Annotated in this window: 23 protein-coding genes; 11 read left to right on the top strand and 12 right to left on the bottom strand. The window is 61.8% G+C overall.

The features are described from left to right. Nucleotides 1-16 precede the first annotated feature (16 nt). Genes aruF through astE form a run of 5 tightly spaced genes read left to right on the top strand, consistent with a single transcriptional unit; the run spans nt 17 to nt 5,952 of the window. Complete coding sequence (aruF, locus tag ABH944_RS37890; RefSeq protein WP_404613183.1) at nt 17-1,072, top strand: arginine/ornithine succinyltransferase subunit alpha; 1,056 nt, start codon at nt 17-19, stop codon at nt 1,070-1,072. Continuing rightward, a complete protein-coding gene (gene astA / locus ABH944_RS37885) occupies nt 1,069-2,106 on the top strand; it encodes an arginine N-succinyltransferase (protein ID WP_404613185.1) in 1,038 nt (345 codons plus the stop codon). Before aruF ends, astA begins: the two co-directional genes overlap by 4 nt. An 11-nt stretch (nt 2,107-2,117) precedes the next feature. After that, entirely contained in the window at nt 2,118-3,593 is a 1,476-nt protein-coding gene (gene astD / locus ABH944_RS37880) for a succinylglutamate-semialdehyde dehydrogenase (RefSeq protein ID WP_404613187.1), read from the top strand. 9 nt (nt 3,594-3,602) lie between these two features. Continuing rightward, a complete protein-coding gene (astB, locus tag ABH944_RS37875) occupies nt 3,603-4,946 on the top strand; it encodes an N-succinylarginine dihydrolase (protein ID WP_404613189.1) in 1,344 nt (447 codons plus the stop codon). Beyond that, nucleotides 4,930-5,952 carry a succinylglutamate desuccinylase gene (gene astE, locus ABH944_RS37870; RefSeq protein WP_404613191.1) on the top strand — a complete coding sequence of 341 codons (1,023 nt, stop codon included), beginning with the start codon at nt 4,930-4,932 and terminating at the stop codon, nt 5,950-5,952. The genes astB and astE overlap by 17 nt, the downstream gene beginning before the upstream one ends. Here the strand turns inward: astE and ABH944_RS37865 are convergent. Genes ABH944_RS37865 through ABH944_RS37850 form a run of 4 tightly spaced genes read right to left on the bottom strand, consistent with a single transcriptional unit; the run spans nt 5,947 to nt 10,712 of the window. Further along, the gene (locus ABH944_RS37865) at nt 5,947-6,825 is read right to left on the bottom strand and encodes an efflux RND transporter periplasmic adaptor subunit (RefSeq protein ID WP_404613192.1); all 879 of its coding nucleotides are present in this window, start codon (nt 6,823-6,825) and stop codon (nt 5,947-5,949) included. The genes astE and ABH944_RS37865 overlap by 6 nt on opposite strands. 38 nt (nt 6,826-6,863) lie before the next feature. After that, nucleotides 6,864-7,064, bottom strand: a complete 201-nt coding sequence (locus tag ABH944_RS37860) for a DUF1656 domain-containing protein (protein ID WP_031359030.1) — start codon at nt 7,062-7,064, stop codon at nt 6,864-6,866. After that, entirely contained in the window at nt 7,054-9,210 is a 2,157-nt protein-coding gene (locus tag ABH944_RS37855) for an FUSC family protein (protein WP_404613194.1), read from the bottom strand. The genes ABH944_RS37860 and ABH944_RS37855 overlap by 11 nt, the downstream gene beginning before the upstream one ends. A gap of 2 nt (nt 9,211-9,212) precedes the next feature. Further along, entirely contained in the window at nt 9,213-10,712 is a 1,500-nt protein-coding gene (locus ABH944_RS37850; protein ID WP_404613196.1) for an efflux transporter outer membrane subunit, read from the bottom strand. A 207-nt stretch (nt 10,713-10,919) separates the two neighbouring features. On the opposite strand from ABH944_RS37850, the gene ABH944_RS37845 reads away from it, so the two are divergent. Both ABH944_RS37845 and ABH944_RS37840 read left to right on the top strand, forming a co-directional pair. After that, nucleotides 10,920-11,858 (top strand): LysR family transcriptional regulator, encoded by a 939-nt coding sequence (locus tag ABH944_RS37845; RefSeq protein WP_404613198.1) that lies wholly within the window; start codon nt 10,920-10,922, stop codon nt 11,856-11,858. A gap of 160 nt (nt 11,859-12,018) precedes the next feature. Further along, entirely contained in the window at nt 12,019-12,189 is a 171-nt protein-coding gene (locus tag ABH944_RS37840; protein ID WP_156529088.1) for a hypothetical protein, read from the top strand. A gap of 273 nt (nt 12,190-12,462) precedes the next feature. Here the strand turns inward: ABH944_RS37840 and ABH944_RS37835 are convergent, their stop codons facing one another. From ABH944_RS37835 to wrbA, 4 genes are all read right to left on the bottom strand, one after another. After that, nucleotides 12,463-13,266, bottom strand: coding sequence for a metallophosphoesterase (locus ABH944_RS37835; protein ID WP_404613200.1), 804 nt, complete (start codon nt 13,264-13,266; stop codon nt 12,463-12,465). 32 nt (nt 13,267-13,298) lie between these two features. Then, nucleotides 13,299-14,774, bottom strand: a complete 1,476-nt coding sequence (locus ABH944_RS37830) for an FAD-binding oxidoreductase (protein WP_404613202.1) — start codon at nt 14,772-14,774, stop codon at nt 13,299-13,301. Nucleotides 14,775-14,884: 110 nt separating this feature from the next. Then, a complete protein-coding gene (locus ABH944_RS37825; protein WP_404613204.1) occupies nt 14,885-15,337 on the bottom strand; it encodes a DUF2069 domain-containing protein in 453 nt (150 codons plus the stop codon). Nucleotides 15,338-15,340: 3 nt separating this feature from the next. Further along, the gene (wrbA, locus tag ABH944_RS37820; protein ID WP_404613206.1) at nt 15,341-15,946 is read right to left on the bottom strand and encodes an NAD(P)H:quinone oxidoreductase; all 606 of its coding nucleotides are present in this window, start codon (nt 15,944-15,946) and stop codon (nt 15,341-15,343) included. A gap of 145 nt (nt 15,947-16,091) precedes the next feature. Between wrbA and ABH944_RS37815 the strand changes: the two genes are divergently transcribed. Continuing rightward, nucleotides 16,092-17,399 carry a YihY family inner membrane protein gene (locus ABH944_RS37815; protein WP_404613208.1) on the top strand — a complete coding sequence of 436 codons (1,308 nt, stop codon included), beginning with the start codon at nt 16,092-16,094 and terminating at the stop codon, nt 17,397-17,399. 23 nt (nt 17,400-17,422) lie between these two features. Here the strand turns inward: ABH944_RS37815 and ABH944_RS37810 are convergent, their stop codons facing one another. The 3 genes from ABH944_RS37810 to ABH944_RS37800 form a co-directional block, all read right to left on the bottom strand. After that, nucleotides 17,423-17,743 carry an Mpo1-like protein gene (locus ABH944_RS37810; RefSeq protein ID WP_062091667.1) on the bottom strand — a complete coding sequence of 107 codons (321 nt, stop codon included), beginning with the start codon at nt 17,741-17,743 and terminating at the stop codon, nt 17,423-17,425. Nucleotides 17,744-17,937: 194 nt separating this feature from the next. Continuing rightward, a complete protein-coding gene (locus ABH944_RS37805; RefSeq protein ID WP_404613210.1) occupies nt 17,938-18,762 on the bottom strand; it encodes an alpha/beta fold hydrolase in 825 nt (274 codons plus the stop codon). After that, entirely contained in the window at nt 18,759-20,084 is a 1,326-nt protein-coding gene (locus ABH944_RS37800) for an O-acetylhomoserine aminocarboxypropyltransferase (protein WP_404613212.1), read from the bottom strand. The genes ABH944_RS37805 and ABH944_RS37800 overlap by 4 nt, the downstream gene beginning before the upstream one ends. A gap of 265 nt (nt 20,085-20,349) precedes the next feature. On the opposite strand from ABH944_RS37800, the gene ABH944_RS37795 reads away from it, so the two are divergent. The 3 genes from ABH944_RS37795 to aroC all read left to right on the top strand — a co-directional run bounded on the left by ABH944_RS37795 (nt 20,350) and on the right by aroC (nt 24,090). After that, complete coding sequence (locus tag ABH944_RS37795) at nt 20,350-20,802, top strand: CBS domain-containing protein (protein WP_031359018.1); 453 nt, start codon at nt 20,350-20,352, stop codon at nt 20,800-20,802. 154 nt (nt 20,803-20,956) lie between these two features. Then, complete coding sequence (locus ABH944_RS37790; RefSeq protein ID WP_404613214.1) at nt 20,957-22,891, top strand: MFS transporter; 1,935 nt, start codon at nt 20,957-20,959, stop codon at nt 22,889-22,891. A 95-nt stretch (nt 22,892-22,986) separates the two neighbouring features. Further along, a complete protein-coding gene (aroC, locus tag ABH944_RS37785; RefSeq protein ID WP_404613216.1) occupies nt 22,987-24,090 on the top strand; it encodes a chorismate synthase in 1,104 nt (367 codons plus the stop codon). Nucleotides 24,091-24,151: 61 nt separating this feature from the next. Here the strand turns inward: aroC and ABH944_RS37780 are convergent. Next, a partial coding sequence (locus ABH944_RS37780; RefSeq protein ID WP_404613222.1) for a 4Fe-4S dicluster domain-containing protein occupies nt 24,152-24,245 on the bottom strand: 94 nt, incomplete at its 5' end.

Here is a 24,245-nt window from a genome sequence, read left to right as displayed (position 1 = left end):
ACCAACGGAACCGCCGATGTTAATCGTCCGCCCCGCAAGACTCGCCGATCTCGACGCGCTCGAACGGATGGCGCACGCCGCGCATCCGGTGCTGCATTCGCTGCCGCGTGACCGTCATGTGCTGGAGACGCGCGTCGCGCTCTCCGAAGATTCGTTCCGCGCGGAAGTCGAGTTTCCCGGGGAGGAGTTTTATCTCTTCGTGCTCGAAGACACCGCGACGGGCGCGTTGCTTGGCACGTCGAGTATCGTCGCGTCGGCGGGTTATTCGGAGCCGTTCTACGCGTTCCGCAATGACGCGCTGATCCACGCGTCGCGCGAACTCAAGGTGAACCGCAAGATCCACGCGCTCACCATGTCGCATGAGCTCACGGGCAAGAGCCGGCTGACGGGTTTCTATGTTGATCCATCAGTGCGCGAAGCCACGCACGACGCCGCCGCGCATCTGCTTTCGCGTGCCCGCATGATGTACGTGGCCGCGAACCGCAAGCGTTTCTCCGACGACGTCTTCTCGCTGATGCTCGGCGTCACCGACGAAGCGGGGGTATCGCCGTTCTGGGAGGCGGTCGGGCGCAAGTTCTTCGGCCGCGACTTTGAGCAGGTCGAGCTGGAATCGGGCGGTCGGAGCCGTACATTTATTGCAGAGGTGATGCCGAGTTATCCGCTCTACGTGCCGCTGTTGCCGCCTGAGGCGCAGCGTGTGCTGGGCGAGCCGGACGACGGCGCATTGCTCGCGTATGACATCCATCTTGAAGAAGGTTTCGAGCCGGATCGTTTCGTCGATATCTTCGATGCCGGCCCGGTCCTGACCGTCGCGGTGGATCGCAGTGCGTCCGTGCTGGCGAACGAAGTTCGCGCCGTGCGGACGGCTCAAGATGACACGGGCACGTCGGGTACGCCGTACCTGATTGCAGCCGGCGGCGCGCACGCGTTCCGATGCGCTTTAGCCAATCTGCCTTCCTCGCGCGCGACCGGTGCGCCGCTGTCCGCGGAACTGTGCACGGTTTTAAGCGTGAAAGATTCCGATACGGTGCGTTGTGTGCCGCTTCATCAGGCTTCGGGAGAATTGCAATGATCGTTGTCCGCTGCGTGCAGCCTGGAGATGTCGACGCGCTCGTCGCGCTCGCGCACGAGACCGGACCGGGACTCACCACCTTCAAGCCGGATCGCGATGCGCTCACCGCGCGCGTTGAACGTGCACGACGCACGCTCGCCGATGAGGCTGAAGCGTTCGAAGCAGGGTATCTGTTCGCGATGGAAGACACCGCGACAGGCGATATTGCCGGCGTGTGCGGTATTGAAACCGAGGTCGGGCTGGAGCAGCCGTTTTATAACTATCGGGTATCGACAGTCGTGCATGCCAGCCGGGATCTCGGCGTGTGGACCAAGATGTCGCTGCTTAACATCTCGCACGATCTGACCGGTTACGCGGAAGTCTGCTCGCTATTCCTGAGCCCGCGATATCGCACGGCAGGCGTGGGCGGTTTGCTGTCGCGTTCGCGCTTCATGTTTATGGCGCAATTCCGCGAGCGTTTCCCGGAGCGCCTGTGCGCTGAACTGCGCGGCCACTTCGATGAAAGCGGCGCGTCGCCATTCTGGCAGGCAGTGGGGTCGCACTTTTACCAGATCGATTTCAACGCCGCCGACTATCTCAGCTCGCACGGCAAGAAGTCGTTCCTCGCCGAGTTGATGCCGCGGTATCCGGTCTATCTCGCGATGCTGCCGGAAGATGCGCAAGCGGCGGTCGGGTTGACGCATCGCGACACCATGCCCGCACGCAAGATGCTCGAAACCGAAGGGCTGCGCTACGAAAATCACGTCGATATCTTCGATGCCGGTCCCGTCCTCGAATGTCACGTAGCGGACTTGCGCACGGTGCGCGAGAGCGTGCTGGTGACAGTGCGCGTGGGTGAGCGTGCCGAGCACGGCGAGGCTCGCAGCCTGGTATCGAATACATCGCTCGACGACTTCCGCTGTGGCGCGACCTTCGGCGTGCCCGAAGAAGGCTTCTTCCTGCTGACACCGGAAGAGGCCGCGGCACTGCGCGTGCAAGCGGGCGACACGGTGCGCGTGCTGGCATCGAAACCACGCGCCAAGAACGCAAGTTAAGGATAACGAATATGACGAAGATTTCGGCTCAACTTTTTATCGACGGAACCTGGAGCGAGGGCACGGGCGCGCCGTTCGCATCGCGCAATCCGGGCAACGGCAACGTGGTGTGGGAAGGGGCGAGCGCAGCGGCTCAGGACGTTGACCAGGCCGTGCTGTCAGCACGACGCGCGTTCGCTTCGTGGTCCGCGTTGACGCTGGACGAACGCATTGCGATCACCCGGCGTTTCGCGGCACTGCTGACCGAGCACAAGGAAACGCTGGCTCACACCATTGGTCTCGAGACCGGCAAGCCGTTGTGGGAAGCGAGGACCGAAGTCGCGACGATGGCCGCCAAAGTCGATATCTCCGTCAAGTCCTACCACGAACGCACCGGCGAGAAGCGCCAGGAAATGGCCGATGGCATAGCGGTACTTCGGCATCGTCCGCATGGCGTCGTGGCCGTGTTCGGGCCGTATAACTTCCCCGGACATTTGCCGAACGGCCATATTGTTCCGGCGTTGATCGCGGGTAATACGGTTGTGTTCAAGCCATCGGAATTCGCGCCGGCCGTGGCTGCGTTGACGGTGGATTTGTGGGCACAGGCCGGCTTGCCGGCCGGCGTGTTGAATCTCGTGCAAGGCGAGAAGGACACCGGCATTGCGCTGGCGAATCATCGGCAGATCGACGGTTTGTTCTTTACCGGCAGTTCAGATACCGGCACGTTGCTGCACCGGCAATTCGGCGGCCGTCCGGAGATCGTGCTCGCGCTGGAAATGGGCGGCAACAATCCGCTCGTCGTGGCCGAGGTCGAGGACATTGATGCCGCCGTGCATCACACGATCCAGTCGGCGTATTTGTCGGCAGGGCAGCGCTGCACGTGCGCCCGCCGGTTGTTCGTTCCGGATAACGCATTCGGCGAACAGTTCACCACGCGCTTGATCGATGTGACCTCGAAGATAAAAACCGGCGCCTTCGATGCCGACCCGCAACCGTTCATGGGCGCCGTGATCTCGGCGCGCGCCGCCGCGAAGCTCGTGCGCGCGCAAACGCAGTTGATCGAAGCGGGCGGCGAGCCCTTGCTTCAAATGACACAGCGTTCGGCACACCTTGGATTCGTTACGCCGGCGATCATCGACGTGACGAATGCGCGCAACGTCCCCGACGAAGAACACTTTGGCCCGATGCTGCAACTCACGCGCTACAGCAGCTTCGACCAGGCAATTGAGCGCGCCAACGACACCGCGTTCGGTTTGTCCGCGGGCTTGCTGGCTGACGACGAAGCCGCGTGGACCCATTTCCAGCACACCATTCGCGCCGGCATTGTGAACTGGAACCGGCCGACGAACGGCGCGTCATCGGCGGCGCCGTTCGGTGGTATCGGACGCTCGGGCAACCAGCGGCCGAGCGCATTTTACGCAGCGGATTATTGCTCGTATCCTATGGCATCGGTCGAAAGCACCCAGTTGCACATGCCCGCGAGCGTCTCGCCCGGCCTTCAGTTCTGAGGAACCACGATGCAAGCATTCGAAGCGAACTTCGACGGGCTGGTCGGTCCGACGCACAACTACGCGGGGCTGTCGTTCGGCAATGTCGCGTCGCGCAACAACGAGAAGTCGGCCGCCAATCCGAAGGCCGCGGCGAAGCAGGGCCTGCGCAAGATGAAGCAGTTGGCCGACCTTGGATTCCACCAGGGCGTGCTGCCGCCGCTGGAGCGGCCCTCGCTCAAGTTGCTGCGTAGCCTTGGTTTCACCGGCGACGACGCTACGGTAGTCGAACGCGCTGCGCGAGAAGCGCCGGAATTGCTGGCTGCTGCGAGTTCCGCTTCGGCGATGTGGACTGCGAACGCGGCGACGGTGAGCCCATCGGCGGATACCAACGATAACCGCGTGCATTTCACGCCGGCCAATCTCAGCACGAAGTTGCATCGTGCAATCGAGCATGAAGAAACGCGCCGTTCGCTCTCGGCCATTTTCTCCGACGAGAAGCATTTCAGGATTCATCATGCGCTGCCTGGCACGCCGGCATTGGGCGATGAAGGCGCGGCCAACCACACGCGCTTTTGCAATGAGTACGGCGAGAAGGGCGTGGAGTTTTTCGTCTACGGACGCAGCGAATACGGTCAGGGTTCGGCTGAACCGAAGCGCTTTCCAGCACGTCAGACGCTGGAAGCAAGCCGCGCGGTCGCACGTCTTCATGGTCTTTCCGACGACGCCACTGTCTTCGCGCAACAACTTCCTGACGTGATCGATGCAGGCGTGTTTCATAACGACGTGATTGCCGTGGGCAACCGCAACACGCTGTTTTGCCACCAACGCGCGTTCCTGGATCAGGCCAGCGTGTACGACCAGCTTCGCGCAAAACTTGAAACGCATGGCGGCGCGTTCACCGCTATCGAAGTGCCGGAAGACGAAGTCAGCGTAGCTGATGCCGTATCGTCGTATCTGTTCAACAGCCAGTTGCTGACACGGCCCGACGGCCGGCAGGTGCTGGTCGTGCCGCAGGAGTGCAGGGAGAACGCACGCGTCGCCAAGTACCTCGATTCGTTGCATGCACGGTCCACGTCCATTGATGACGTCCTCGTTTTCGATCTTCGCGAAAGCATGAAGAACGGCGGTGGTCCCGCTTGCCTGCGCCTGCGCGTGGTGTTGAACGATGCGGAGCGCGTCGCCGTGAATCCGGGCGTGTGGATGAACGACACATTGTTCGCGCAACTCGATGCCTGGATCGACACGCACTATCGCGACCGCATTGCACCCGGGGACCTCGCCGACCTGAAACTGCTCGATGAATCACGTGCGGCGCTTGACGCGTTGACCGGCATTCTCAAGCTGGGCGCTATCTATGACTTCCAGCGTTGAGCCGGCCATGTTCGCGAACTTTCTCGACTTTGTGCTCGATGGAAAAAAGCCCGCGCTGACGGAAGGCCGGTTGCCGAGTGGCGTGAATTGGACGTGGCTCGGCGATGGCATCGTTCGTTTCGAGCCGGAAGGTGCGGTGCTGCAAAGCGTGGTGGCATCGGCCGGGATTCACGGCGATGAAACCGCGCCGATCGAAATGCTGTCGATGCTCGTCGCGGATATTGCGAGCGGCAAGGCGGCGTTGAAGAGCCGAGTGCTGGTTATTTTTGGCAACATCGACGCAATGCGGGCGGCCAGCCGCTATCGCGATGACGATCTCAACCGGCTGTTCAACGGCCGCTATCTTCAACTCGCGGCGAGTCATGAATCGCCGCGTGCCGCGGAACTGGAGAGCGTGACGCGGGCGTTTTTTGCCGATGCCGACTCAACTCACGCGAAGTGGCACATCGACATGCACACTGCCATTCGCCCGTCGGTGTTCGAGCAGTTTGCGTTGCTGCCGTACACGGGCGCGCCGCTGTCACGCGTGATGTTCGACTGGTTGCGGGACGCGGGGTTGTCCGCGGTGTTGCTGCACAAGGAGAAGTCGAACACGTTCACGCATTTCACGGCGGAGCAATCAGGGGCGCTCGCGTGCACGCTGGAGCTTGGCAAGGTGCGCGCGTTCGGGCATAACGATCTGTCCCGCTTCTTGGCGTCCGACGCGGCATTGCGGCGGCTGATCGCCGGGCTTGCACCAGCAACGCCGAACAGCACGCTGAAGGTATTCACGGTCGTCGGACAAATCGATAAACAGAGCGAGCAGTTCAAGCTCCACGTAGCCGGTGATGTCGCGAACTTCACGCCGTTTGCGTGCGGCACCGTGCTCGCCGAGGATGGCGATTACAAGTATGAAGTGCTGCGCGACGAGGAGCGCATCGTGTTTCCGAATCCGACGGTAAAACCGGGCTTGAGAGCAGGGCTCATGGTCATCGATACGACTGAGGAAACGCTCAGCTCGCTATGAATTGCCGGGCTTGCCGGTAGGCTCCACGACCACCGTGCACGTTGTCCCTGCGGCCAGGACAACGTCCGCCGGAACCTCGTCGATATGAATCCGCACCGGCACGCGTTGCGCGAGCCGGACCCAGTTGAACGTGGGGTTCACATCGGCGAGCAGTTCGCGGCTTTGCGGATTATCGCGGTCATAGATACCGCGCGAAATACTCTGCACATGGCCCTTCAACACGCCGCCGCTCATCAGCTGCATCTCGGCCTTATCGCCAATACGCACACGCGGCAGCTTCGTTTCCTCGAAATATCCGTAGACCCAGAATGAATGACTATCGACGATAGCGAGCTTTGCTGAGCCTGTTGTCGCGTAGTCGCCGCGATGCACGTTCAGGTTCGTCACGTAGCCGTCCACCGGTGCAAACACCTTGGTACGCGCCAGGTTGAGTTCGGCGGCATCGAGCGCCGCCTGCGCTTGCTGCAGGTTCGCGGCGGCGCCGGATGCGGCCTGGCTGGCGTTATCGCGCGATTCCTTCGACACCACCTCGTTGTCCAGATCTGCCCGGCGCGCGGCGTCATCGCGACGCATGCGCAAATCCGCCTGGCGTGCAGCAACGGTGGCTTGTGCCTGTTCGACGGCAATCCTGTAATGCGACGGATCGATCTCCATCAGCAGATCGCCTTTGTGCACGAACTGGTTATCGGCGACCGGCATGGTCACGACCGCGCCCGAGACATCGGGCGCGACGTTGATGACGTCGGCGCGCACGCGGCCGTCGCGGGTCCACGGCTGGTCCATGTAATGCACCCACAGCACACGCCCGATCAAGATGGCCGCGCAGAAAATGAGCGCCGTCATGAAGATGCCGAAAATTTTCCTGATGATCATGATGCGGTTTTAGTCCTTCAACAATATTCAGCGATGGTTCAGCGATACACCGCGAGCCCGAGCAGGCCGCAGCTACACACGAGCAGACACGCGCGGAAGAGCGACGGATGCCACACCACGCGATACAACCCCGTCAGCGCCAGCAGCCGGTCGATGAACCAGGTCAGCAAGCCGCCCGCGATAAACAGCAGCAGGATTGTCGGTACGTAGGCATCCAGAATGGCGATATCACGCGGCATGGGGCGCTCCTTCGGGCGGGCGTTCACTTTGGCTGAGGTGGCCTAACGGCGATTGCGGATCGAGCAGCGCCGTACGAATAAAATGCAGATGACTCGACATGCGTTGCAGGCGATGGCGCTCTTCGCAACGCTCGTGCACCGTATCGAGTTGCGCCCGCAGGTCGTCGATAGCCCGCGTGGTCGCTGATAACGCCGCGTCGAAACGTCGAGGGGTGGGGCGATCGAAGAGGCACGCGACCTGATGCAGCGCCTGCGTGATGGACGCTCGCGCCGGTGTTACTGTGTCCGCGCGAGTCAACTCGGTACGCAGGTCAATCACCGCGTGACCCACTTCAAGCACCGCGAACAGCCAGCGCAATGCTTCGCGCTGCAGATCCTCCCGACCCGCCGAGAGCGCATCGATCTGCGAAAGCAGGTCGCGTGTACCGCTTTCAAAACCCATGGCGAGCCGGGTCAGGCTGTCCTTGCTTGCCGTTACCACCTGCCGCCGCAGTTCACGCAGCAGCAGACGGCGCAGCCAAGGCGCGTCGGTGGGCAGCAGCACCGCAAAGGCCATCGAACAGACAAGCATGGAAAGGACGAGCGCAATGGCGTCGTTGATAAAGCCTGATGGGTCGTACTGAATGACGTTGTCGGGACCGGCGAGAAAGCAGAAGAAGATGCAGTAACCGACGCCAACGCCTGTCATGCCGGGCCGCGTGCTGATATAAACGCCAAGCATCAGGAACGGCAGGAGCGCAGCCGCCAGCAGCACGAAACCATCGATACGGGGATACAGCGCAAACACCACGATCATGCCCGCGACGGTCGCGAGCGCGGTGCCCGCCGCCATCTGGAAGGCCATTTGCGTAGGACGCGGCGATGACGACGCAAGGGCGATCACCGCTGCCGCGTCGAGCACGGCCGTGCCTCCGCTAGGCCATGCCGACATGATCCAGAAGCCGCTCAGGACCAGGATCACGATGAACGCGCGCAGCCCGGAAACGCCGGCCGCCAGCAGGCTGGTCTTCGGGACATAACGCGTGATGCGGTGCTCGCGTTCGTGCGAGGGCACCGCCAGCGACGCATAGGTCAGCGTGTAGGCATGCAGGTCGTCCACGAAGCGATACAGCAGTTCGGCGGCGGTATCGAATTCAAGCAGGTCGATTGCCGGATCGAGCGCGCGCCGCGTTGCGCGGATACGCTTGGGCAGCCAGGCTTTGAATGTGTCGAGTTGGGCGGCGGCGTGGGCGGCATCGGCGGCTTTCTCCACCGGCGCGCCCGCGGCGCTCAGCAAAGGCGCAACTTCGCGGAAATACGGTTCCAGTGCATCGACTGTCGTGGCTGCCCCGTTGACGCGCAGCCGGTTCATCAACTGATGCAGCGCGTGAAAGCGTGTGGATACGCTCATGAACTCGCCGTTCAGCCGCGCGACCCGGCCGCTGCGCATGCGCGTGTCGGGATCTTCGAACACGGCCACGCTGCGCGCAGCCTCGAGCCCGACGACGTCCGCGACGAACGCCGCGTTGATGCGCTCGATCTGCGAGCGTTCGATACCTCCGCCCAACGCGTTCGACACGTAATCCACGAACGCGGTGAAACGCCGCCGCACGGTGACCCGGACTTGTGCACCGGCATGGCGCGGAAACACGAGCGCACCGACCGCACCTGAACACAGGATGCCTAACGATACCTCGGCTACGCGCGTCATCGCGGATAGAAAGGCGGCATCCGCATGCTGCGCGGCCGGTATTCCGATGAGCGCGGCCGTATAACCCGACAACACGAAACCGTACGAGCGGAAGTTGCGGTTACGCGCCGCGCCCGCCGTGCAGATGCCGACCCAGAGCGCTGTCGCCGACAAGAACAGAACCGGTTGTTGCGAGAACAGGCTGATCAGCGCGAGCATCACTACAAGTCCGACGAGCGTCCCGCAGAAACGGTAAAAGCTTTTCGCCAGCACCATGCCGCTTTGCGGCTGCATCACGACAAAGACCGTTGTCATCGCGGTGCGGGGTTGCGGCAGGTCGAGACGCATCGCGATCCACAGCGCGAGGAACGCCGCCAGCATCGTCTTGAAGATGTAGACCCACGCGAGGCCTTCGGTAGCCGCCCAGTCCGCGAGCAGCGGATGAGGACGGTTCAGCGTGGAGGAGGGCGTCGACATGCTCACTCGCTCCGGTCGCCGGCCGACGCGTCTTTATGCGCCGCGAATGGTCCGATATGTTTCGCAGGTCTCATCTGCGTGTCGGCAGGGCTGTCGGTGGAGCTGTCGATGCCGCCACCCAGCGCCGCCGAGAACGTCGCATACACCGCGAGCCGTTCAGCGCGAACCCGCGCCTCGCCGTCCTGCGCGCGCAGCAATTGCGTCTGTGCGACCAGCACGTTCAGGTAATCGGTCAAGCCGCGCTTATACCCCTCGTCAGCCAGCCGATAACTCTTCTGCGCAGCCGCGACCGAACGGCCCGACGCGTCGAGCTGGCGATCGAGCGACTGGAGCCGCACGACCTGATCGGCGACATCGCGCAACGCCGCAACGAGCGTTGCGTTGTATTGATCGATGGCCTGGTCGTATTGCGCCGACGCCGCCCCAAGCTGCGAGCGCAGCCGGCCGCCTTCGAAAATGGGCAGCGTCAGCGCGGGTCCCGCAGTCCAGCCGCTGCCGTCGCCGGTCAGGAACGTCAGCAGCGCGCCGCCCGCGGACATTTGCGTAAGCGACGCCATCAGGTTGATGTTCGGATAGAACTGCGCCTTGGCGACATCGATACCGCGCGCTTGAGCCGCAACCGTCCAGCGTGCCGCCACCACATCCGGGCGGCGTCCGATCAGTTCAGCGGGCAAAGCCGACGGCAAGCCGAGCGGCGTGGCCAGCGACAGCACGGGACACGTGATCGAATCACCCGCTCCCGGCCCCGCGCCGGCAAGTGCCGCTAGCTGGTTGCGGGAGAGCGCGATGGCTTCCTCGTAGGTCTCCACCTGACGCTCGTAGTCCGGCAACGACGCTTCCGCCTGGGCGACTTCAAGCTGCGTGCCGATCCCGCCCTGCAGCCGCCGACGCGCCCGCGCCGCGATTTTCTGCTGCTGCTCGAGCGTGGATTGAGCGATGTCGCGCAACGCAAATCCCTGCGACAAACCAATGTACGCGCGCACCACGTTCGCTTCGAGTTCGAGTTGCGCGGCGCGGGCATCGGCGGCGCGGGCGTGAGTGGCGTCCAGCGCGCGTTTCGCCGCGTTGCCGTCGCGGCCCCAGAGGTCGAGGTTATACGACAGTTGAAGCGCGCCTGTGTTGTCCCAGGTGTTGACGTTGTTGAACGTGCCGGGGCCGTAGTAGCCGTTTTCCGGCCACTGCTGGCGATTGATCGCCAGCGATCCATCGACTTGAGGCGCGAGGGCAGCTTGCGCCACCCCCGTCATCGAACGGGCTTCGCGTACGCGCGCGGCGGCTAGCGCCAGCGTCGGATTCCCGGCTTGCGCACGCGCGACCCACGCATCGAGCTGCGGATCGTTGTAGGCCTGCCACCATGTCGACGCCGGCCACGCAGCGTCGGCGTTAGCCGCGCGCAGCGTCGCGCCGGCATCGAGCGAAGACGCGTCCTTCAGAGTATCTTCGGGACCGACGTTTTTAGTGCTCGCGCAGCCTGCTATTGTTAAAATAAATGTAAGAACCATCGGAATGATGGTCGTTCTGATCGTGCGAACTAGCAAAATTATTTCTCAAAACGGATTGAGACACAGACCAGAATTATATTTTTGCCCTGATTGGCGAGTAACTGGTAAAAATGCAAAGCATTGTTACGGGTTATGAGGTAATCACCGTTGCCCATAACGAAACAATGCGGCAACAACGCGGCATCACTTGAACGAGACTCAAGCCTCATGGATACGCTTCAAAACATGCGCGTGTTTTCGCGGGTTGTTGAAGCCGGCAGCTTCACCGCCGCGGCTCAGCACCTGAACACGACCACGGCCTATGCCTCGCGCGCCGTCTCCGATCTCGAAGCACATTTGCGCACTCGCTTGCTCAACCGGACCACGCGCCGGATCGCGCTGACCGAGGCGGGCGAGCGTTATCTGCAGCGTTGCGAGCAGATCCTGGCGTACGTGGATCAGGCGGAAGCCGAAGCCGGGGATGCGCACGCCCGTCCGTCCGGCAAGCTCAAGATGCACACCATGGCGGGGATCGGCCAGCATTACATCGTGCCGATGATTTCGAGCTACCAGAAGCTGCATCCGTCGGTGCAGATCGACCTGACGCTTGCGCAGCGTGTGCCTGACCTGCTGGATGAAGGTTTTGACGTGTCCATCGTGCTTGGGACCGAACTACCCGATTCAGGGCTGGTTTCCCAGCGCCTGGGAACCGCATTCAGCATTGCCTGCGCGTCGCCTGCTTATATTCAGGAGCACGGCGTGCCGCATGTCTTGTCGGATCTGGTACGGCATACGTGCTTGCAACTCATTACGCCCGCGTTTCCTCCGAACAAATGGACCTTCGACGGCCCGAACGGGCAGGAAACCATCACGCTTGGATCGGCGACCTTCACGGTGAATGTGGCTGAGGCCATGGCCGTGGCAATCAGCGAAGGCATGGGCGTGGGGATATTGCCCACGTCGTCCGCGTTGCCTGCATTGCGCGCAGGGACCTTGGTGCGCGTTTTGCCGCAGTACACCATGCAGATGCTCAATGTGTTTGCGCTGTATCCGTCTCGTCAGTACCTGGATGCGAAAATCCGGACATGGGTGGAGTATTTGCGCGCTGAGTTGCCTGCCGCACTCGCCGCCGATGAAAAATCACTGCAGGAATTTGTGGCGTCGTAAGCTTATGAGCAGGAGAATAGGGAAAAGCTGATAGCGGTTTTGTCATTTGCCGCGATGCAACACTTGCTTACAGTTATTTCGGCCGCATGTTGATAGCTTGTAGTTTGTGCTTTAGCTTCACCGATTCATTTTTACCGATTTGACAATATCCGAGGAAGTTATGAATACGCCGCTGATGATCGCCATCTACGTACTGCTGGCTCTGATCGCCGTGCCCGCCACTCGCGAACTGCTGCGTACGGCCCGCGAGAATGCAAAACGCGCGCGCCTGATCCCGATCCGTATCGACGAGCGTAAAAACCGTCAATCGCGCGATTCGTCGGATCGTTGAGCAAAAGAAGACCGATTTATCGGTCTTTTTGTTTTTTGCAGTGGGCGCAGTGAGTTTTAACCCTGCGCCGGGTAAACCGCATCTGAACCGGTTCTGAACCCCTTCCGGAGCTTGAGATTTTTCGGCCCGGAACGGGTGTTTTTACCCTTTTTACCCATAACGCTGATAGGCCGGTTGTTTGCGTCATGACCGGTTTGCGTTCTTTTCGGCACTACGCCACCGCTGCGTACCCATGCCGGAAACGTGTTTTAGAGATTCATTGCGCCTGGCCGCTCAGATCTCGACCACTTTGTCCCATTCGAACGACGGATTTTCAGGCATACCCGTGCGCCGGTCGCGATACCCGCGCGGATTACAGATCACGCGCGTTCCCTCGGCAACGTAGTCGAATGCGGTATGCGTGTGGCCATGAACCCACAGCGCCACCGGTGCACGCACGAGCGAGGCCAGATCGCTCACAAACCCCGCCGATGCCCGGTCCGTAGCAAATTTCTCAGCCAGACTTTGTCTGTGCGGCGCGTGATGGGTCACAACGATCGTCTTGCCGTCGAAGGGCTTTGCCAGCTCATCTTCCAGCCATGCCCGAGCCTGCTCATGCAGCGCCAGAGAGTCTCCGGGACTAAACGAGCGCGGTTCGTCTTCGGGCTCCGGCCATGCAACCCGGATCACGCCCCGGAAGTCGAGCATCACACGCTCGGCAGCTGCGATGGACTCGCGCATTGCCTCATCGCGCGCGCCGAACAGCGCGAAATCCGTCCACAAAGTCGTGCCGAGCACGCGCCACTTGCCATAGCGGTCGGTGAGGGTGGTGTTGTTCAGAAAATGTACATTGGGCAAGCTGCGCGCGGCGTCCTGCATTGCGCTTTCGAGCGCACCGAATTCACCGTCGTAATACTCGTGGTTGCCCGGCACATAAACAACGGGTACCTCCGAACCGAAGTTTTCGGCGGCCCAGCGCAGACCCTCCACATGATTGTGGATGTCGCCGGCCAGCACGACGAGATCCGCCTCTGCGTAGGGAATGGCGAGCGGCTCGTCGTGCTCGAGATGCAGGTCGGACAGAACGCGAATCTTCACGGTACTTATCTCCTCAGCGCAACTACGTACACTTACGACGACGCGCGCGACGCACCGGGTGCACCTGGTGCACGCACGTCTGGCAGGACCTTGGCCGGATTCATCAGGTTCTCAGGGTCGAGTGCAGTCTTGAGTGCACGCATGAGCCGTATTTCCACCGGTGACTTGTAGTGCATTGCTTCGTCCACCTTCAATTGCCCCAACCCATGCTCCGCGCTGATGCTGCCGCGATGGGCGTGTACGCTTTCGTAGACCAGCGCATTGACCGGTGCCTGGAATTCCGCCAGGAAGCGTTCCGGATCTACGCCTTCCGGCGCCTGCACGTTGTAATGCAGATTGCCGTCACCAAGATGGCCGAAGGTCACCATGCGCACACCCGGAATGGCTTGGGCGATGAGTGCGTCAGTTGCTTCGATGAAATGCCCGATGCGGGAAATGGGCACCGCGATGTCGTGCTTGATATTGAGTCCTTCCACGGCCTGAGCGAGCGGGATATGTTCGCGCAGATTCCAGAACGCCCGCGACTGCGACAAGCTTTCCGCAACGACTGCATCCTCGACCAGTCCTTGCTCCAGTGCATGTTCCATCAGCCGTTCGAACAACACGCGGCCGTGCTCTTCGCTTTCGCTTTCCGACAACTCGAGCAACACGGTCTGGCCGTGTTTTTCGCTGAAGGGGTAACGCATCTGAGGGAAGTGCGTGGTCACCAGATGAAGCGAAAAATCCGACATCAGTTCGAAGCCGGTCAGCAACGGACCGGCGTAACGCTGGGCGGTAGCAAGGAAATCGAGCGCGGCCTGCGGTGAGGCGAGGGCCGCGAGCGCCGTCACGCGCGCGACTGGCGCCGGATGCAGCTTCATCACGGCGGCGGTGATGATGCCGAGCGTCCCTTCCGCGCCGATGTACAGGTCGCGCAGGTCGTAGCCCGTGTTGTCCTTGCGCAGCCCGCGCAAACCGTCCCAAATTTCACCTTGCGGAGTGACCACTTCCAGCCCGAGGCACAACTCGCGGGTGTTGCCATATCGCAGAACGGCGGTACCGCCCGCGTTCGTTGAAAGATTGCCGCCGATCGTGCAACTGCCCTCGGCCGCGAGGCTGAGCGCAAAGAGCCGCTGCTCCTTTTCGGCGCGCGCCTGGATATCGGCGAGGATCACGCCGGCTTCCACCGTGATGGTGTTGTTGAGCGGATCGACAGCGCGAATCCGGTTCAGCCTGCGCAGGCCGATGACCACCTGCGTGCCGCTGGCGTCTGGCGTTGCCCCGCCGGAATGGCCCGTGTTGCCGCCCTGCGGCACGATAGGAACCCGATGTTCCCGAGCGAGTTGCACCACCTTCGCGACCTGTTCGGTCGTACCAGGAAGCAGTACGGCGCATGTCTGGCCGTGATAGCGCTTGCGCCAGTCCGTGAGAAACGGCGCGGTGTCATGGGCGTCGGTCAGCACATGGGCGGCGCCGATCGCTTCGATGCAGGCTTCAACAAAGTAACGTGAACGGTCGGATGCGGTCATGAGTTTCAATGGCGGTGGCGTGGGCGACGGATGACACAGTATCGCGCAAGGTTGAACCGGGCGAACCCTGGCTTGATGGCATAGGTCTCGTTGACGCCGACCATTCCATGCTACAAATGATTGCCGTCGGGCGTCGAGTCTGGCGCCGAGGTGGTCGCCGCGGCAGCGGCCTTCGCTCGCTTCGCGGCGCGTGAAGCACGTTTGAACGGCGCGACAAAGCCAAGCGCGCAGACGAAGAATGCAAGGGCGAGCAGCGCTTCGAGCCAGCCAAGGCGCGCTGACAATCCACCGTCGGTCATGCCGCGCACAACGCCTTCGGCAAAGTACAGCAGCACGAGCATTGATGCCCATTGCAGCGTGTACACGTTGCGACGGAAGGTGCCGCGCAGCGCGAACAGCAGCGGGATGGCCTTGAGCGCAAGCGCGGAGCCGCCCGGGCGCAGCGGCGCGAGCCAAAGCTCCCACGCGAGCGACAACGCAATCAGCGCAATCAGGCTGAACAGCGCGCCTCGCGCAAAGCCCGGTTGTGTGCCGGCTGTTTCCATGACGGGGGGTGTGGTCATCAATCAGGCGCCGCCGCGCTGAAGCGTGAGCGCCGTCGTGGCCAGGCGTGCGCCGAGCGCCATGGCCAATGCTTTCTCGTCGGCGGAGATGCCGCTGTCAGCCGTTTCAGCACGCGCGAAATGGGACGCTCCATAGGGCGTGCCTCCGGTTTGCGTGGTGGTCAGCTTCGGCTCGGTGTACGGAATGCCTACGATCAGCATGCCGTGGTGAAGCAAGGGCAGCATCATGGAAAGCAGGGTGGTTTCCTGTCCGCCATGCAGGCTGCCCGTGGAGGTGAAGACGCTGGCGGGTTTGCCTGCCAGCGCGCCGGATAGCCATTGCGGCGAGGTGCCGTCGAGGAAGTATTTCAGCGGGGCCGCCATGTTGCCGAACCGCGTGGGCGAGCCAAGTGCGAGCCCGGCGCATTCTTCCAGGTCACGCACTTCGGCATAGGGCGGGCCGTCGGCGGGAATATCCGGCTGCGTGGCTTCGCAGACGGTGGATACAGGAGGCACGGTGCGCACGCGCGCCTGCATGCCGGGTACGCTGTCGACGCCTTGCGCAATCGCCTGGGCGAGTGCGCGGGTGGCGCCGTTGCGGCTGTAGTAGAGCACGAGAATGTCGTTCATGAGCCTTTTCGGTGAACGGGTATTATAAGGATCGGGTACGTGGGCGGGGCGTTTTGGGGTGTATTTCGGCATGCGTTTGGCATGCTTCAGCCCGCCATTCAAACCGCGCCGCGGATCTGTTGCAGTGTTTCAAGGAGAGAGATTCTTGCTGAAGTTTCCCATCGATCTCGACACGGCGAAGCGGCTTGCCAGCTTCGTTGCGCGTCGTACGGGCGAGGATCGCGTGCCGCAGGTAGCCGGCAGCCTGACATTTACCACCGTGCTGTCGCTCGTGCCGCTTGCGACTGTTGCGTTCGCGCTCTTCACGGCGTTTCCGATCTTCGCTTCGTTCCAGATGTCGCTGCAGGATTTTCTTGCCGCGCACCTGATGCCCTCGCAGATCAACAGCCAGATCTTCAAGTACCTGAACCAGTTTGCGTCGAAGGCGAAGGGGCTGACAACGGTCGGCATGATCATCTTGTTCGTCACGTCGGTGATGACGATGATGACGGTCGAGTCCGCGTTCAACGTGATCTGGCGCGTGCGCAAATCGCGGCCGTTCGCTCAACGCGTCCTGGTGTATTGGGCCATCATCACGCTCGGTCCTATTCTGTTCGGCGTGAGCTTGTCGATCTCGTCTTACCTGTTTGCGCAGTCCATTGCGTTTGCCGGCTCACATAATCTCCTGCCGCCGGTGGTCGAGTGGGCACTGGCTAGCGTATCGCTGCCGTTCACGGTGCTGGCGTTCTCGATGCTCTATGTGTTCCTGCCGAATTGCAAAGTCGAGTGGCGCGATGCGCTGGTTGGCGGACTCGTCGCGGCTATCGCGTTCGAACTGGCGAAGCGCGGTTTCGGTTATTACGTGCGGCGTATTCCAACTTATACCGCCGTGTATGGCGCGTTCGCCGCGTTGCCCGTGTTCCTGCTATGGGTGTATTTGTGCTGGATGATCACGCTGATCGGCGCAATGCTCACGTCGGCGTTGCCGGCAATCCGGATCGGCCAGTTTCATCGAAATGATTTTCCGGGGAGCGATCTGCTTGATGCCCTCGAATTGCTCGCTCGTCTTGCAGAGGCGCGTGAAGCCGGCTTGCCGGGTTACACCGGCCTCGAGCTTGCACGGATGCTGCGGTGTGACATGGATACGTCCATGCGCCTGGTTCGCAAGCTCGACGCGCTGGAATGGATTGCGAGGCTGGAGAATCTTCGGGTGCCGCGCTATGTGCTGATCGCCAATCCGCAACAGATCACGGTGTCGAGCCTCTTCGATTTGTTCGTGATCGAACGCGAAGAGCTGGATTATCAGTTGCGCCTCGATTCCTCGCACATTGACCGTGCCGCATTGATGAACGCGCTGAGCAACGAGAAGCTCGAGGTTACGCTGGCTACGCTGCTGGCGGCGCGTGCGGCCTCTCGCCAGGAAGGTGCTCGAGGGGCACAAGGGGTAACGTCCATGCCGCATCAAACCGCCTGAATCACCCGGCGTTTCGAAGCACGCTAAAGCGAAATCCTGCCGATGCAGATGTCCTTGAACATGACCCAGTCGCCCATCAGGCTGTAGAGCGGATGGCGAAAGGTGGCCGGGCGGTTCTTCTCGAAGAAGAAATGGCCGACCCACGCAAAGCCGTAGCCGCAAATAACGGCAGCGGGAAGCCAGAGCCAGTCGCCGGTGGCAATAGCCATTGCAAGACAGCCAATTACGCCTAGCGAACCGATGAAGTGCAGCCGGCGTGACACCACGTTACGGTGCTCTTCGAGGTAGTACGGATAGAACTCGGCGAAGCTCGCGAAGTGATCGGAATGCGTGGTTTGGGCCATGACAGTCTCCTTCGAGCAGGTTGCAGCATTGGCTCAGCAGGATTCATTCTCCGGCGATTGAGCACACTGTGCAACTGCGTTCGCTTCTGACCCGGAAACTGTTGGACACCCCTCCCATCCGGCTGATAGCGGAGTGGAGAGAGGGCCGGTAAGCTTGGCTCATGAGTTTGGTTCATGTGCCGCAACGTGATCCGTCACCTAAAATGGCGCGTTGCGAAACTGAATAACGCGGCGAGGGTCGCATCGGGTTGCTCGCTCATCAGTGCGTGCCCGGCGTCCAGCATGACTGTTTCAACAGAGACATTCGCTTGCTTCATCGCGTCGGTCAGTGCGCGGCTGGCGCGGGGCGGCGTCATGGCATCAAGGCGGCCGGTAATGATCTGTACCGGGCAACGTAGCGCAGCCGCCCGTTCAAATCCCTCCGCATACGCGTTGCAGGCGCTGAAATCGGTATGGAAGAGATGGGGCTCGCCAAGTGCGGCCACGCGCTCCATCAGGCGCTGGTTGGCGCCCTGCAGCCAGAACCCCGGTGCGGGGCACGACGGTTTGGCGGCGATCGACGAGTGCGACCACTGGTTGACCATGTCGATGGCCTCGGGTTCGCGATTGAGCGCGGCATCGAGAAGGGCGTCGGAGACGGTCATCGGAAAGGCTGTGGCGAGCAGGGCAAGACGTGTGACGCGTAACGGATAACGCGCGGCGCAATCGAGCGCTATCAGGGAGCCCATGCTGTGGCCAATCAACATGGCTTCCTTGACCTCGGCGGCATCCAGTACAGCGACAAGCCAGTCCGCGAGCGCCGCAATGGTTCGCCGCGCCGGGCCTGCGCTGCGGTTGTGACCGGGAAGGTCGACGGCAAGCACGTTCAGGCCGTGATGGGCAAAGTAGCGTGTCTGCAGAGCCCAGACGCTGTGATCGTGCTTGGCGCCATGCACGAACACGGCTACGGGACGATCCGGCTCGAACGCGTGGCCGCCGGTGTAGGCGTAGGCTGAAGCGCCCTCGACTTCGAGCATCATGCGCGGCTCCCGTCGCTGCTGCGCGCAGCGCTTGACGAAGCCTTCTGCGACGCCTTGAGGCCACGCTTGAGGTCATCGATAAGGTCGTCGGGATCTTCCAGGCCAATCGACAGCCGGATACGTCCCGGCGCAATGCCCGCTGCGGCGAGGGCGGCGGCATCCATGCGGAAATGGGTGGTTGAAGCGGGGTGAATGACGAGCGAGCGCGCATCGCCAACGTTCGCGAGATGCGAGAACAGGGTCAACGCTTCAATGAAGCGCCGCGCTGCCGCGACGTCGCCCCGCAGGTCGAAGCTGAATACGGCGCCCGCGCCACGCGGCAGCAGGCGCTGAGCGAGCGCGTAGTCGCGGTGGCTCTCGAGTTCCGGATAAGCCACGCCTTCCACGGCAGGGTGAGCGAGCAGGAATTCGACCACCTTGCGCGTGTTGGCGACGTGCCGGTCCATCCGCAACGGCAAGGTTTCAATGCCCTGCAGGAGTTGCCACGCAGCTTGCGGATGCAGGCAGGCTCCGAAGTCACGCAAGCCTTCGCGGCGGGCGCGCAGCAGGAACGGCGCGACGGTGCTTTCTTCGGTGAAGACCATGCCGTGAAAACCGTCGTAGGGTTCGGTGAACTCGGGGAAAAGATCGGTGGCGGTGAAGTCGAACGTGCCGCCGTCCACCAGCACGCCGCCGATTGTCGTGCCATGGCCGCCCAGGAATTTGGTCGCCGAGTGGTAGACGAAGTCGGCGCCATGATCAAAGGGCCGCAGCAAATAGGGCGTGGTGAAGGTCGAATCCACCAGCAGTGGCAGGTGGTTCGAATGCGCGATCTCGGCAATCGTCTCAATATCGAGCACGTCGAGACCGGGGTTTCCCAGTGTTTCGCCGAACAGCAGTCGCGTATTGGGGCGGATGGCTGCGCGCCAGGCGTGGGGATCGTGCGGCGGCACGAACGTGGTGTCGATCCCGAAGCGCCGCATCGTGTAATGCAGCAGGTTGTGCGAGCCGCCGTACAGCGCGCTTGACGCGACCACGTGCGAACCCGCACCCATCAGCGTAGCGATCGCAAGATGCAGCGCGGCCTGTCCGCTGGCCGTGCCAATTGCCCCCGCACCGCCTTCCAGCGCGGCTACGCGCTCCTCGAATACGGCGACGGTCGGGTTCGAAATACGTGAATAAACGTGTCCTGAGCGCTCCATGTTGAAGAGCGAAGCAGCGTGGTCGGTGTCGCGAAACGAGAACGACGTGGTCTGGTAGATCGGCGTGGCGCGGGCGCCTGTGGCAGGGTCGGGCGCTGCGCCGGCGTGCAGCACGAGCGTGTCGAAGCGGTTGGCGGGCATCGTGGACGGTCTACCATGGGAAAAGAGTCAATTATCGTAACATCGGGTGTGGCCCGATAAACTTGGGGTAGACGCCAGCGCAGGCATTTGCCCGATGCGGCGCCATGCCGCGCAAGGGCAGCCTTGGCGCGGGATGCGCCGACCCGGTGCAAAAGCCCGCCCCGCGTGCTTTTGCAGACAAAACACGGGGTTCTTGCGCGCTTTCTTTTTACCTGCCTTTCCGCTAGGATCGACAGATATTCAGGCTTTTCGCGAGGAGACAATCATGCGAGTCAGCGACATTTTGAACGTCAAGGGCAACGCGCTCTTCACGGTGACACCCGACACGCCGCTGCACGAAGCAATCAACACAATGGCGTCACACGACATTGGTTCACTTGTGGTGATTGAATACGGCGATCTCGCCGGCATGCTCACGTTCCGCGAGATCATCCTCACGCTGAGCGAGAACGGCGGCAGCGTGGGTACCTCCACTATCCGCAAGGTCATGGACGATCACCCCATCACGTGTACGCCGGAAACGGACGTGAACGAGGTGCGCCGCATGATGCTTGAGCATCACGTTCGTTACCTGCCGGTCATGGAAAAGAACGTGTTGATGGGCGTGATTTCTTTCTACGACGTGGCCAAGGCCGTGGTGGAAGAGCAGGGCTTCGAGAACAAGATGCTCAAGGCCTATATCCGCGACTGGCCGGAGCAGCAGGAAGAAGCGCGTTGACCGGGGCGTCGCGCGATTAGCGGGATTGGAACGATTCGCGCTGACCTGGTCGAAGCGCATCACAATGTCACGCATAAAATGCGCGCCCGAGCGGCGCGCATTTTTTTCGTACCTTCAACGGATCAACTCTCTCAGCTATCAATTCCAATAATCCATGAGCGAAACATCTGCATCGACCCGAGCGAAAAAGGCTGGCGCCCAACATGGCGACAGTCAGTTTCGCCTGTTGCGCGAACGTCGTTTTGCGCCGTTCTTCTGGACGCAATTTCTCGGCGCGCTCAACGACAACGTCTTCAAGGTCGGCTTTACATCGTTGGTCACGTTTCAGGCGGCACGCTTTTCAGGTGTCGATCCGAAAACCGCCGCTTTCCTGATCTCCGCCATCTTCATCATCCCCTTTGTGCTTTTTTCCGCGACATCAGGCCAGGTCGCCGATAAATACGACAAGGCCACGCTCACGCGCTTCGTGAAGACCTTCGAAATCGTGGTGATGCTGATCGGCGGCGCGGGTTTCATGCTGCACAGCGCGCCGCTGCTGTACGCCTGCACGTTCCTCATGGGTGTCCATTCGACCATCTTCGGACCGGTGAAATACGCGTATCTGCCGCAGCATCTCCAGCCGTCGGAGCTTGTTGGTGGCAACGGGCTGGTCGAAATGGGGACGTTCGTCGCCATCCTGATCGGGACGATCATTGGCGGCGCGGCGGCGGGGTTGACCGAGCACGGCGCCATGTTGCTTGCCGTGTGCTGCGTGACGGTTGCGCTGATCGGGCGTGTCGCGTCGGGTTTCGTACCGAAAACCGCAGCGCTGCAGCCCGACCTGAAGATCAACTGGAACCCGTTCAGCGAGACCTGGCGTAACCTCGCGCTCGCGCGTCAGGACCGGACCGTGTTCCTGAGCCTGCTCGGGATTTCGTGGCTGTGGTTTGTCGGCGCGACGTTTCTCACGTCGTTCTTCAACTTCGCGAAGGACGTCCTGTCGGCGAATCCGGACGTCGTGACCGTGCTGCTCGGCACGTTTTCGATTGGTATCGGCATCGGTTCGCTGATGTGTGAAAAGCTCTCGAAACGCCGTGTCGAAATCGGCCTCGTGCCGCTCGGATCGATCGGTATCAGCGTTTTCGCCATTGACCTGTTTTTTGCCAGTCACGACATCGCGCCGGCGGGTCATCTGATGGGCGTCGGCGAGTTTCTTCAAATGGGCGTGCACTGGCGCATCCTGGCCGACCTGTTCCTGCTCGCCATGTTCGGCGGTTTTTACAGCGTGCCGCTCTACGCGCTGATCCAGTCGCGCAGCCAGCCGACGCACCGCGCGCGCATCATCGCCGCGAACAACATCCTCAACTCGTTTTTCATGATCGTGTCGGCGTTGATGGCGGTCGGCCTGACGTCGGCGGGCGTGGGCATTCCGGGGCTGTTTCTCACCACGGCGTTGCTGAATATCGTGGTGGCCGCGTACATCTATTCGCTTGTGCCCGAGTTCCTGCTGCGCTTTCTTGCATGGACTCTCGTGCATACGTTCTACCGGATCCGGCTGGTGAACGCCCAGCGCATTCCTGAGCACGGGGCGGCGGTGCTGGTGTGCAATCACGTCAGTTTCGTCGATGCCATCGTGATCATGTCGGAAAGTCCGCGGCCGATTCGCTTCGTGATGGATCACCGGATTTTCCGCTCGCCGCTGGTCGGCTGGCTGTTCCGTCACGTCAAGGCCATTCCGATCGCACCGGCTCACGAAGACGCAAAACTGCTGGAAAAAGCCTACGATGCCTGCGGCCGTGCACTCGCCGACGGCGATCTGGTGTGCATCTTCCCGGAGGGCAAGCTGACCCGGACCGGCGATATCAACCCGTTCCGCCACGGCATCACGGAAATTCTCCGGCGCCATTCCGCCCCGGTCGTGCCCATCGCTTTACGCGGTCTTTGGGGCAGCGTTTTTTCACGCCACGATGACAACCGCTGGCCGCGTCCTGTTCATCGCGGGGTGATGAGCCGCCTGACGCTCGCGGTAGGCGAGCCTATCGATCCGGCCAATGCCACGCCGGAACATCTGCAAGAGGTGGTCACAACACTGCGAGGCGCCCGCAAATAAGCCCCGGGGGGGCAGGTTCAAGAAGGCTCAGGGGGGCTTAAAGCGCGCTCGGCTGGCATAATATTGGCTCTTTCGCTTTTTTCAGGACGACGCTCATGTCCGGCAATACACTCGGCACGCTTTTCACCGTCACGAACTTCGGCGAGTCGCACGGTCCCGCGATTGGCTGCGTGATCGACGGCTGCCCGCCGGGAATGGAACTCTCGGAGGCAGATATCCAGATCGAACTGGATCGACGCAAACCGGGTACGTCGCGACATGTGACGCAGCGTCAGGAAGCCGATCAGGTCGAGATTCTCTCGGGCGTGTTCGAAGGCAAAACGACCGGTACGCCTATCGCGTTGCTGATCCGGAATACGGATCAGCGCAGCAAGGATTACGGCAATATCGCCGAGACGTTCCGTCCCGGGCATGCCGACTACACCTACTGGCAGAAGTACGGCATCCGCGACTATCGCGGCGGTGGGCGGTCATCGGCGCGGCTCACGGCGCCGACCGTGGCTGCCGGCGCTGTAGCGAAGAAATGGCTACGTGAGCGCATGGGTATCGAAACACGCGGGTTCATGAGCGCGCTCGGCGAAATCCCGATTCCGTTCGTTGCGTGGGAACACGTCCGGGAGAATCCGTTTTTCGCGCCGAACGCGGAAATCGTGCCGCGCCTCGAGGAGTACATGGACGCGCTGCGCAAGGATGGCGATTCGATCGGCGCGCGCATCGGCGTGATGGCGACGGGTGTGCCGGCCGGGCTGGGCGAGCCGCTTTATGACCGTCTCGACGCCGACATCGCCAAAGCGATGATGGGCATCAACGCGGTGAAAGGTGTTGAAATTGGTGCGGGTTTCGCGAGCGTCGCGCAACGCGGCTCGGTTCACGGCGACGAAATGACGCCGGAGGGGTTCGCTGCGAACAATGCTGGCGGCGTGCTGGGCGGCATATCGAGCGGGCAGGACATCACTGTATCGATCGCGATCAAACCGACGTCGAGCATCCGCACGCCGCGCGAATCCATCGATAAAGCCGGTCATTCCGCGACGGTCGAAACCTTCGGCCGCCACGATCCGTGCGTCGGTATCCGGGCGACGCCAATCGCCGAAGCGCTTCTCGCACTCGTGCTGATCGATCATGCGTTGCGGCATCGCGCGCAGAACGGCGACGTGGTGACGACGACGCCTCATATCGCCGCGCATATCGCCAAATAAAATAGCGCCGGTTCTGAGCATAAGAACCGGCGCTATTTCCTGAAGCCTTAAACCCGAACAATCACATATTCGGATAATTCGGCCCGCCGCCCCCCTCCGGCGGCACCCACACAATGTTCTGCGTCGGGTCCTTGATATCGCAGGTCTTGCAGTGC

The organism is Caballeronia udeis (assembly GCF_044909315.1).
Lineage (GTDB): Bacteria > Pseudomonadota > Gammaproteobacteria > Burkholderiales > Burkholderiaceae > Caballeronia > Caballeronia udeis_A.
This window is presented reverse-complemented; position numbering and strand designations above follow the sequence as displayed.

Coding starts and splice junctions, on each gene's coding strand:
- ABH944_RS37865 (WP_404613192.1), bottom strand. CDS start 6,825: ATGATCATCAGGAAAATTTTCGGCATCTTCATGACGGCGCTCATTTTC.
- aruF (WP_404613183.1), top strand. CDS start 17: ATGTTAATCGTCCGCCCCGCAAGACTCGCCGATCTCGACGCGCTCGAA.
- astE (WP_404613191.1), top strand. CDS start 4,930: ATGACTTCCAGCGTTGAGCCGGCCATGTTCGCGAACTTTCTCGACTTT.
- astD (WP_404613187.1), top strand. CDS start 2,118: ATGACGAAGATTTCGGCTCAACTTTTTATCGACGGAACCTGGAGCGAG.
- astA (WP_404613185.1), top strand. CDS start 1,069: ATGATCGTTGTCCGCTGCGTGCAGCCTGGAGATGTCGACGCGCTCGTC.
- ABH944_RS37810 (WP_062091667.1), bottom strand. CDS start 17,743: ATGGCCCAAACCACGCATTCCGATCACTTCGCGAGCTTCGCCGAGTTC.
- ABH944_RS37825 (WP_404613204.1), bottom strand. CDS start 15,337: ATGACCACACCCCCCGTCATGGAAACAGCCGGCACACAACCGGGCTTT.
- ABH944_RS37830 (WP_404613202.1), bottom strand. CDS start 14,774: ATGACCGCATCCGACCGTTCACGTTACTTTGTTGAAGCCTGCATCGAA.
- ABH944_RS37840 (WP_156529088.1), top strand. CDS start 12,019: ATGAATACGCCGCTGATGATCGCCATCTACGTACTGCTGGCTCTGATC.
- ABH944_RS37855 (WP_404613194.1), bottom strand. CDS start 9,210: ATGTCGACGCCCTCCTCCACGCTGAACCGTCCTCATCCGCTGCTCGCG.
- ABH944_RS37805 (WP_404613210.1), bottom strand. CDS start 18,762: ATGATGCTCGAAGTCGAGGGCGCTTCAGCCTACGCCTACACCGGCGGC.
- ABH944_RS37795 (WP_031359018.1), top strand. CDS start 20,350: ATGCGAGTCAGCGACATTTTGAACGTCAAGGGCAACGCGCTCTTCACG.
- ABH944_RS37845 (WP_404613198.1), top strand. CDS start 10,920: ATGGATACGCTTCAAAACATGCGCGTGTTTTCGCGGGTTGTTGAAGCC.
- aroC (WP_404613216.1), top strand. CDS start 22,987: ATGTCCGGCAATACACTCGGCACGCTTTTCACCGTCACGAACTTCGGC.
- astB (WP_404613189.1), top strand. CDS start 3,603: ATGCAAGCATTCGAAGCGAACTTCGACGGGCTGGTCGGTCCGACGCAC.
- ABH944_RS37850 (WP_404613196.1), bottom strand. CDS start 10,712: ATGGTTCTTACATTTATTTTAACAATAGCAGGCTGCGCGAGCACTAAA.
- ABH944_RS37790 (WP_404613214.1), top strand. CDS start 20,957: ATGAGCGAAACATCTGCATCGACCCGAGCGAAAAAGGCTGGCGCCCAA.
- ABH944_RS37860 (WP_031359030.1), bottom strand. CDS start 7,064: ATGCCGCGTGATATCGCCATTCTGGATGCCTACGTACCGACAATCCTG.
- ABH944_RS37800 (WP_404613212.1), bottom strand. CDS start 20,084: ATGCCCGCCAACCGCTTCGACACGCTCGTGCTGCACGCCGGCGCAGCG.
- wrbA (WP_404613206.1), bottom strand. CDS start 15,946: ATGAACGACATTCTCGTGCTCTACTACAGCCGCAACGGCGCCACCCGC.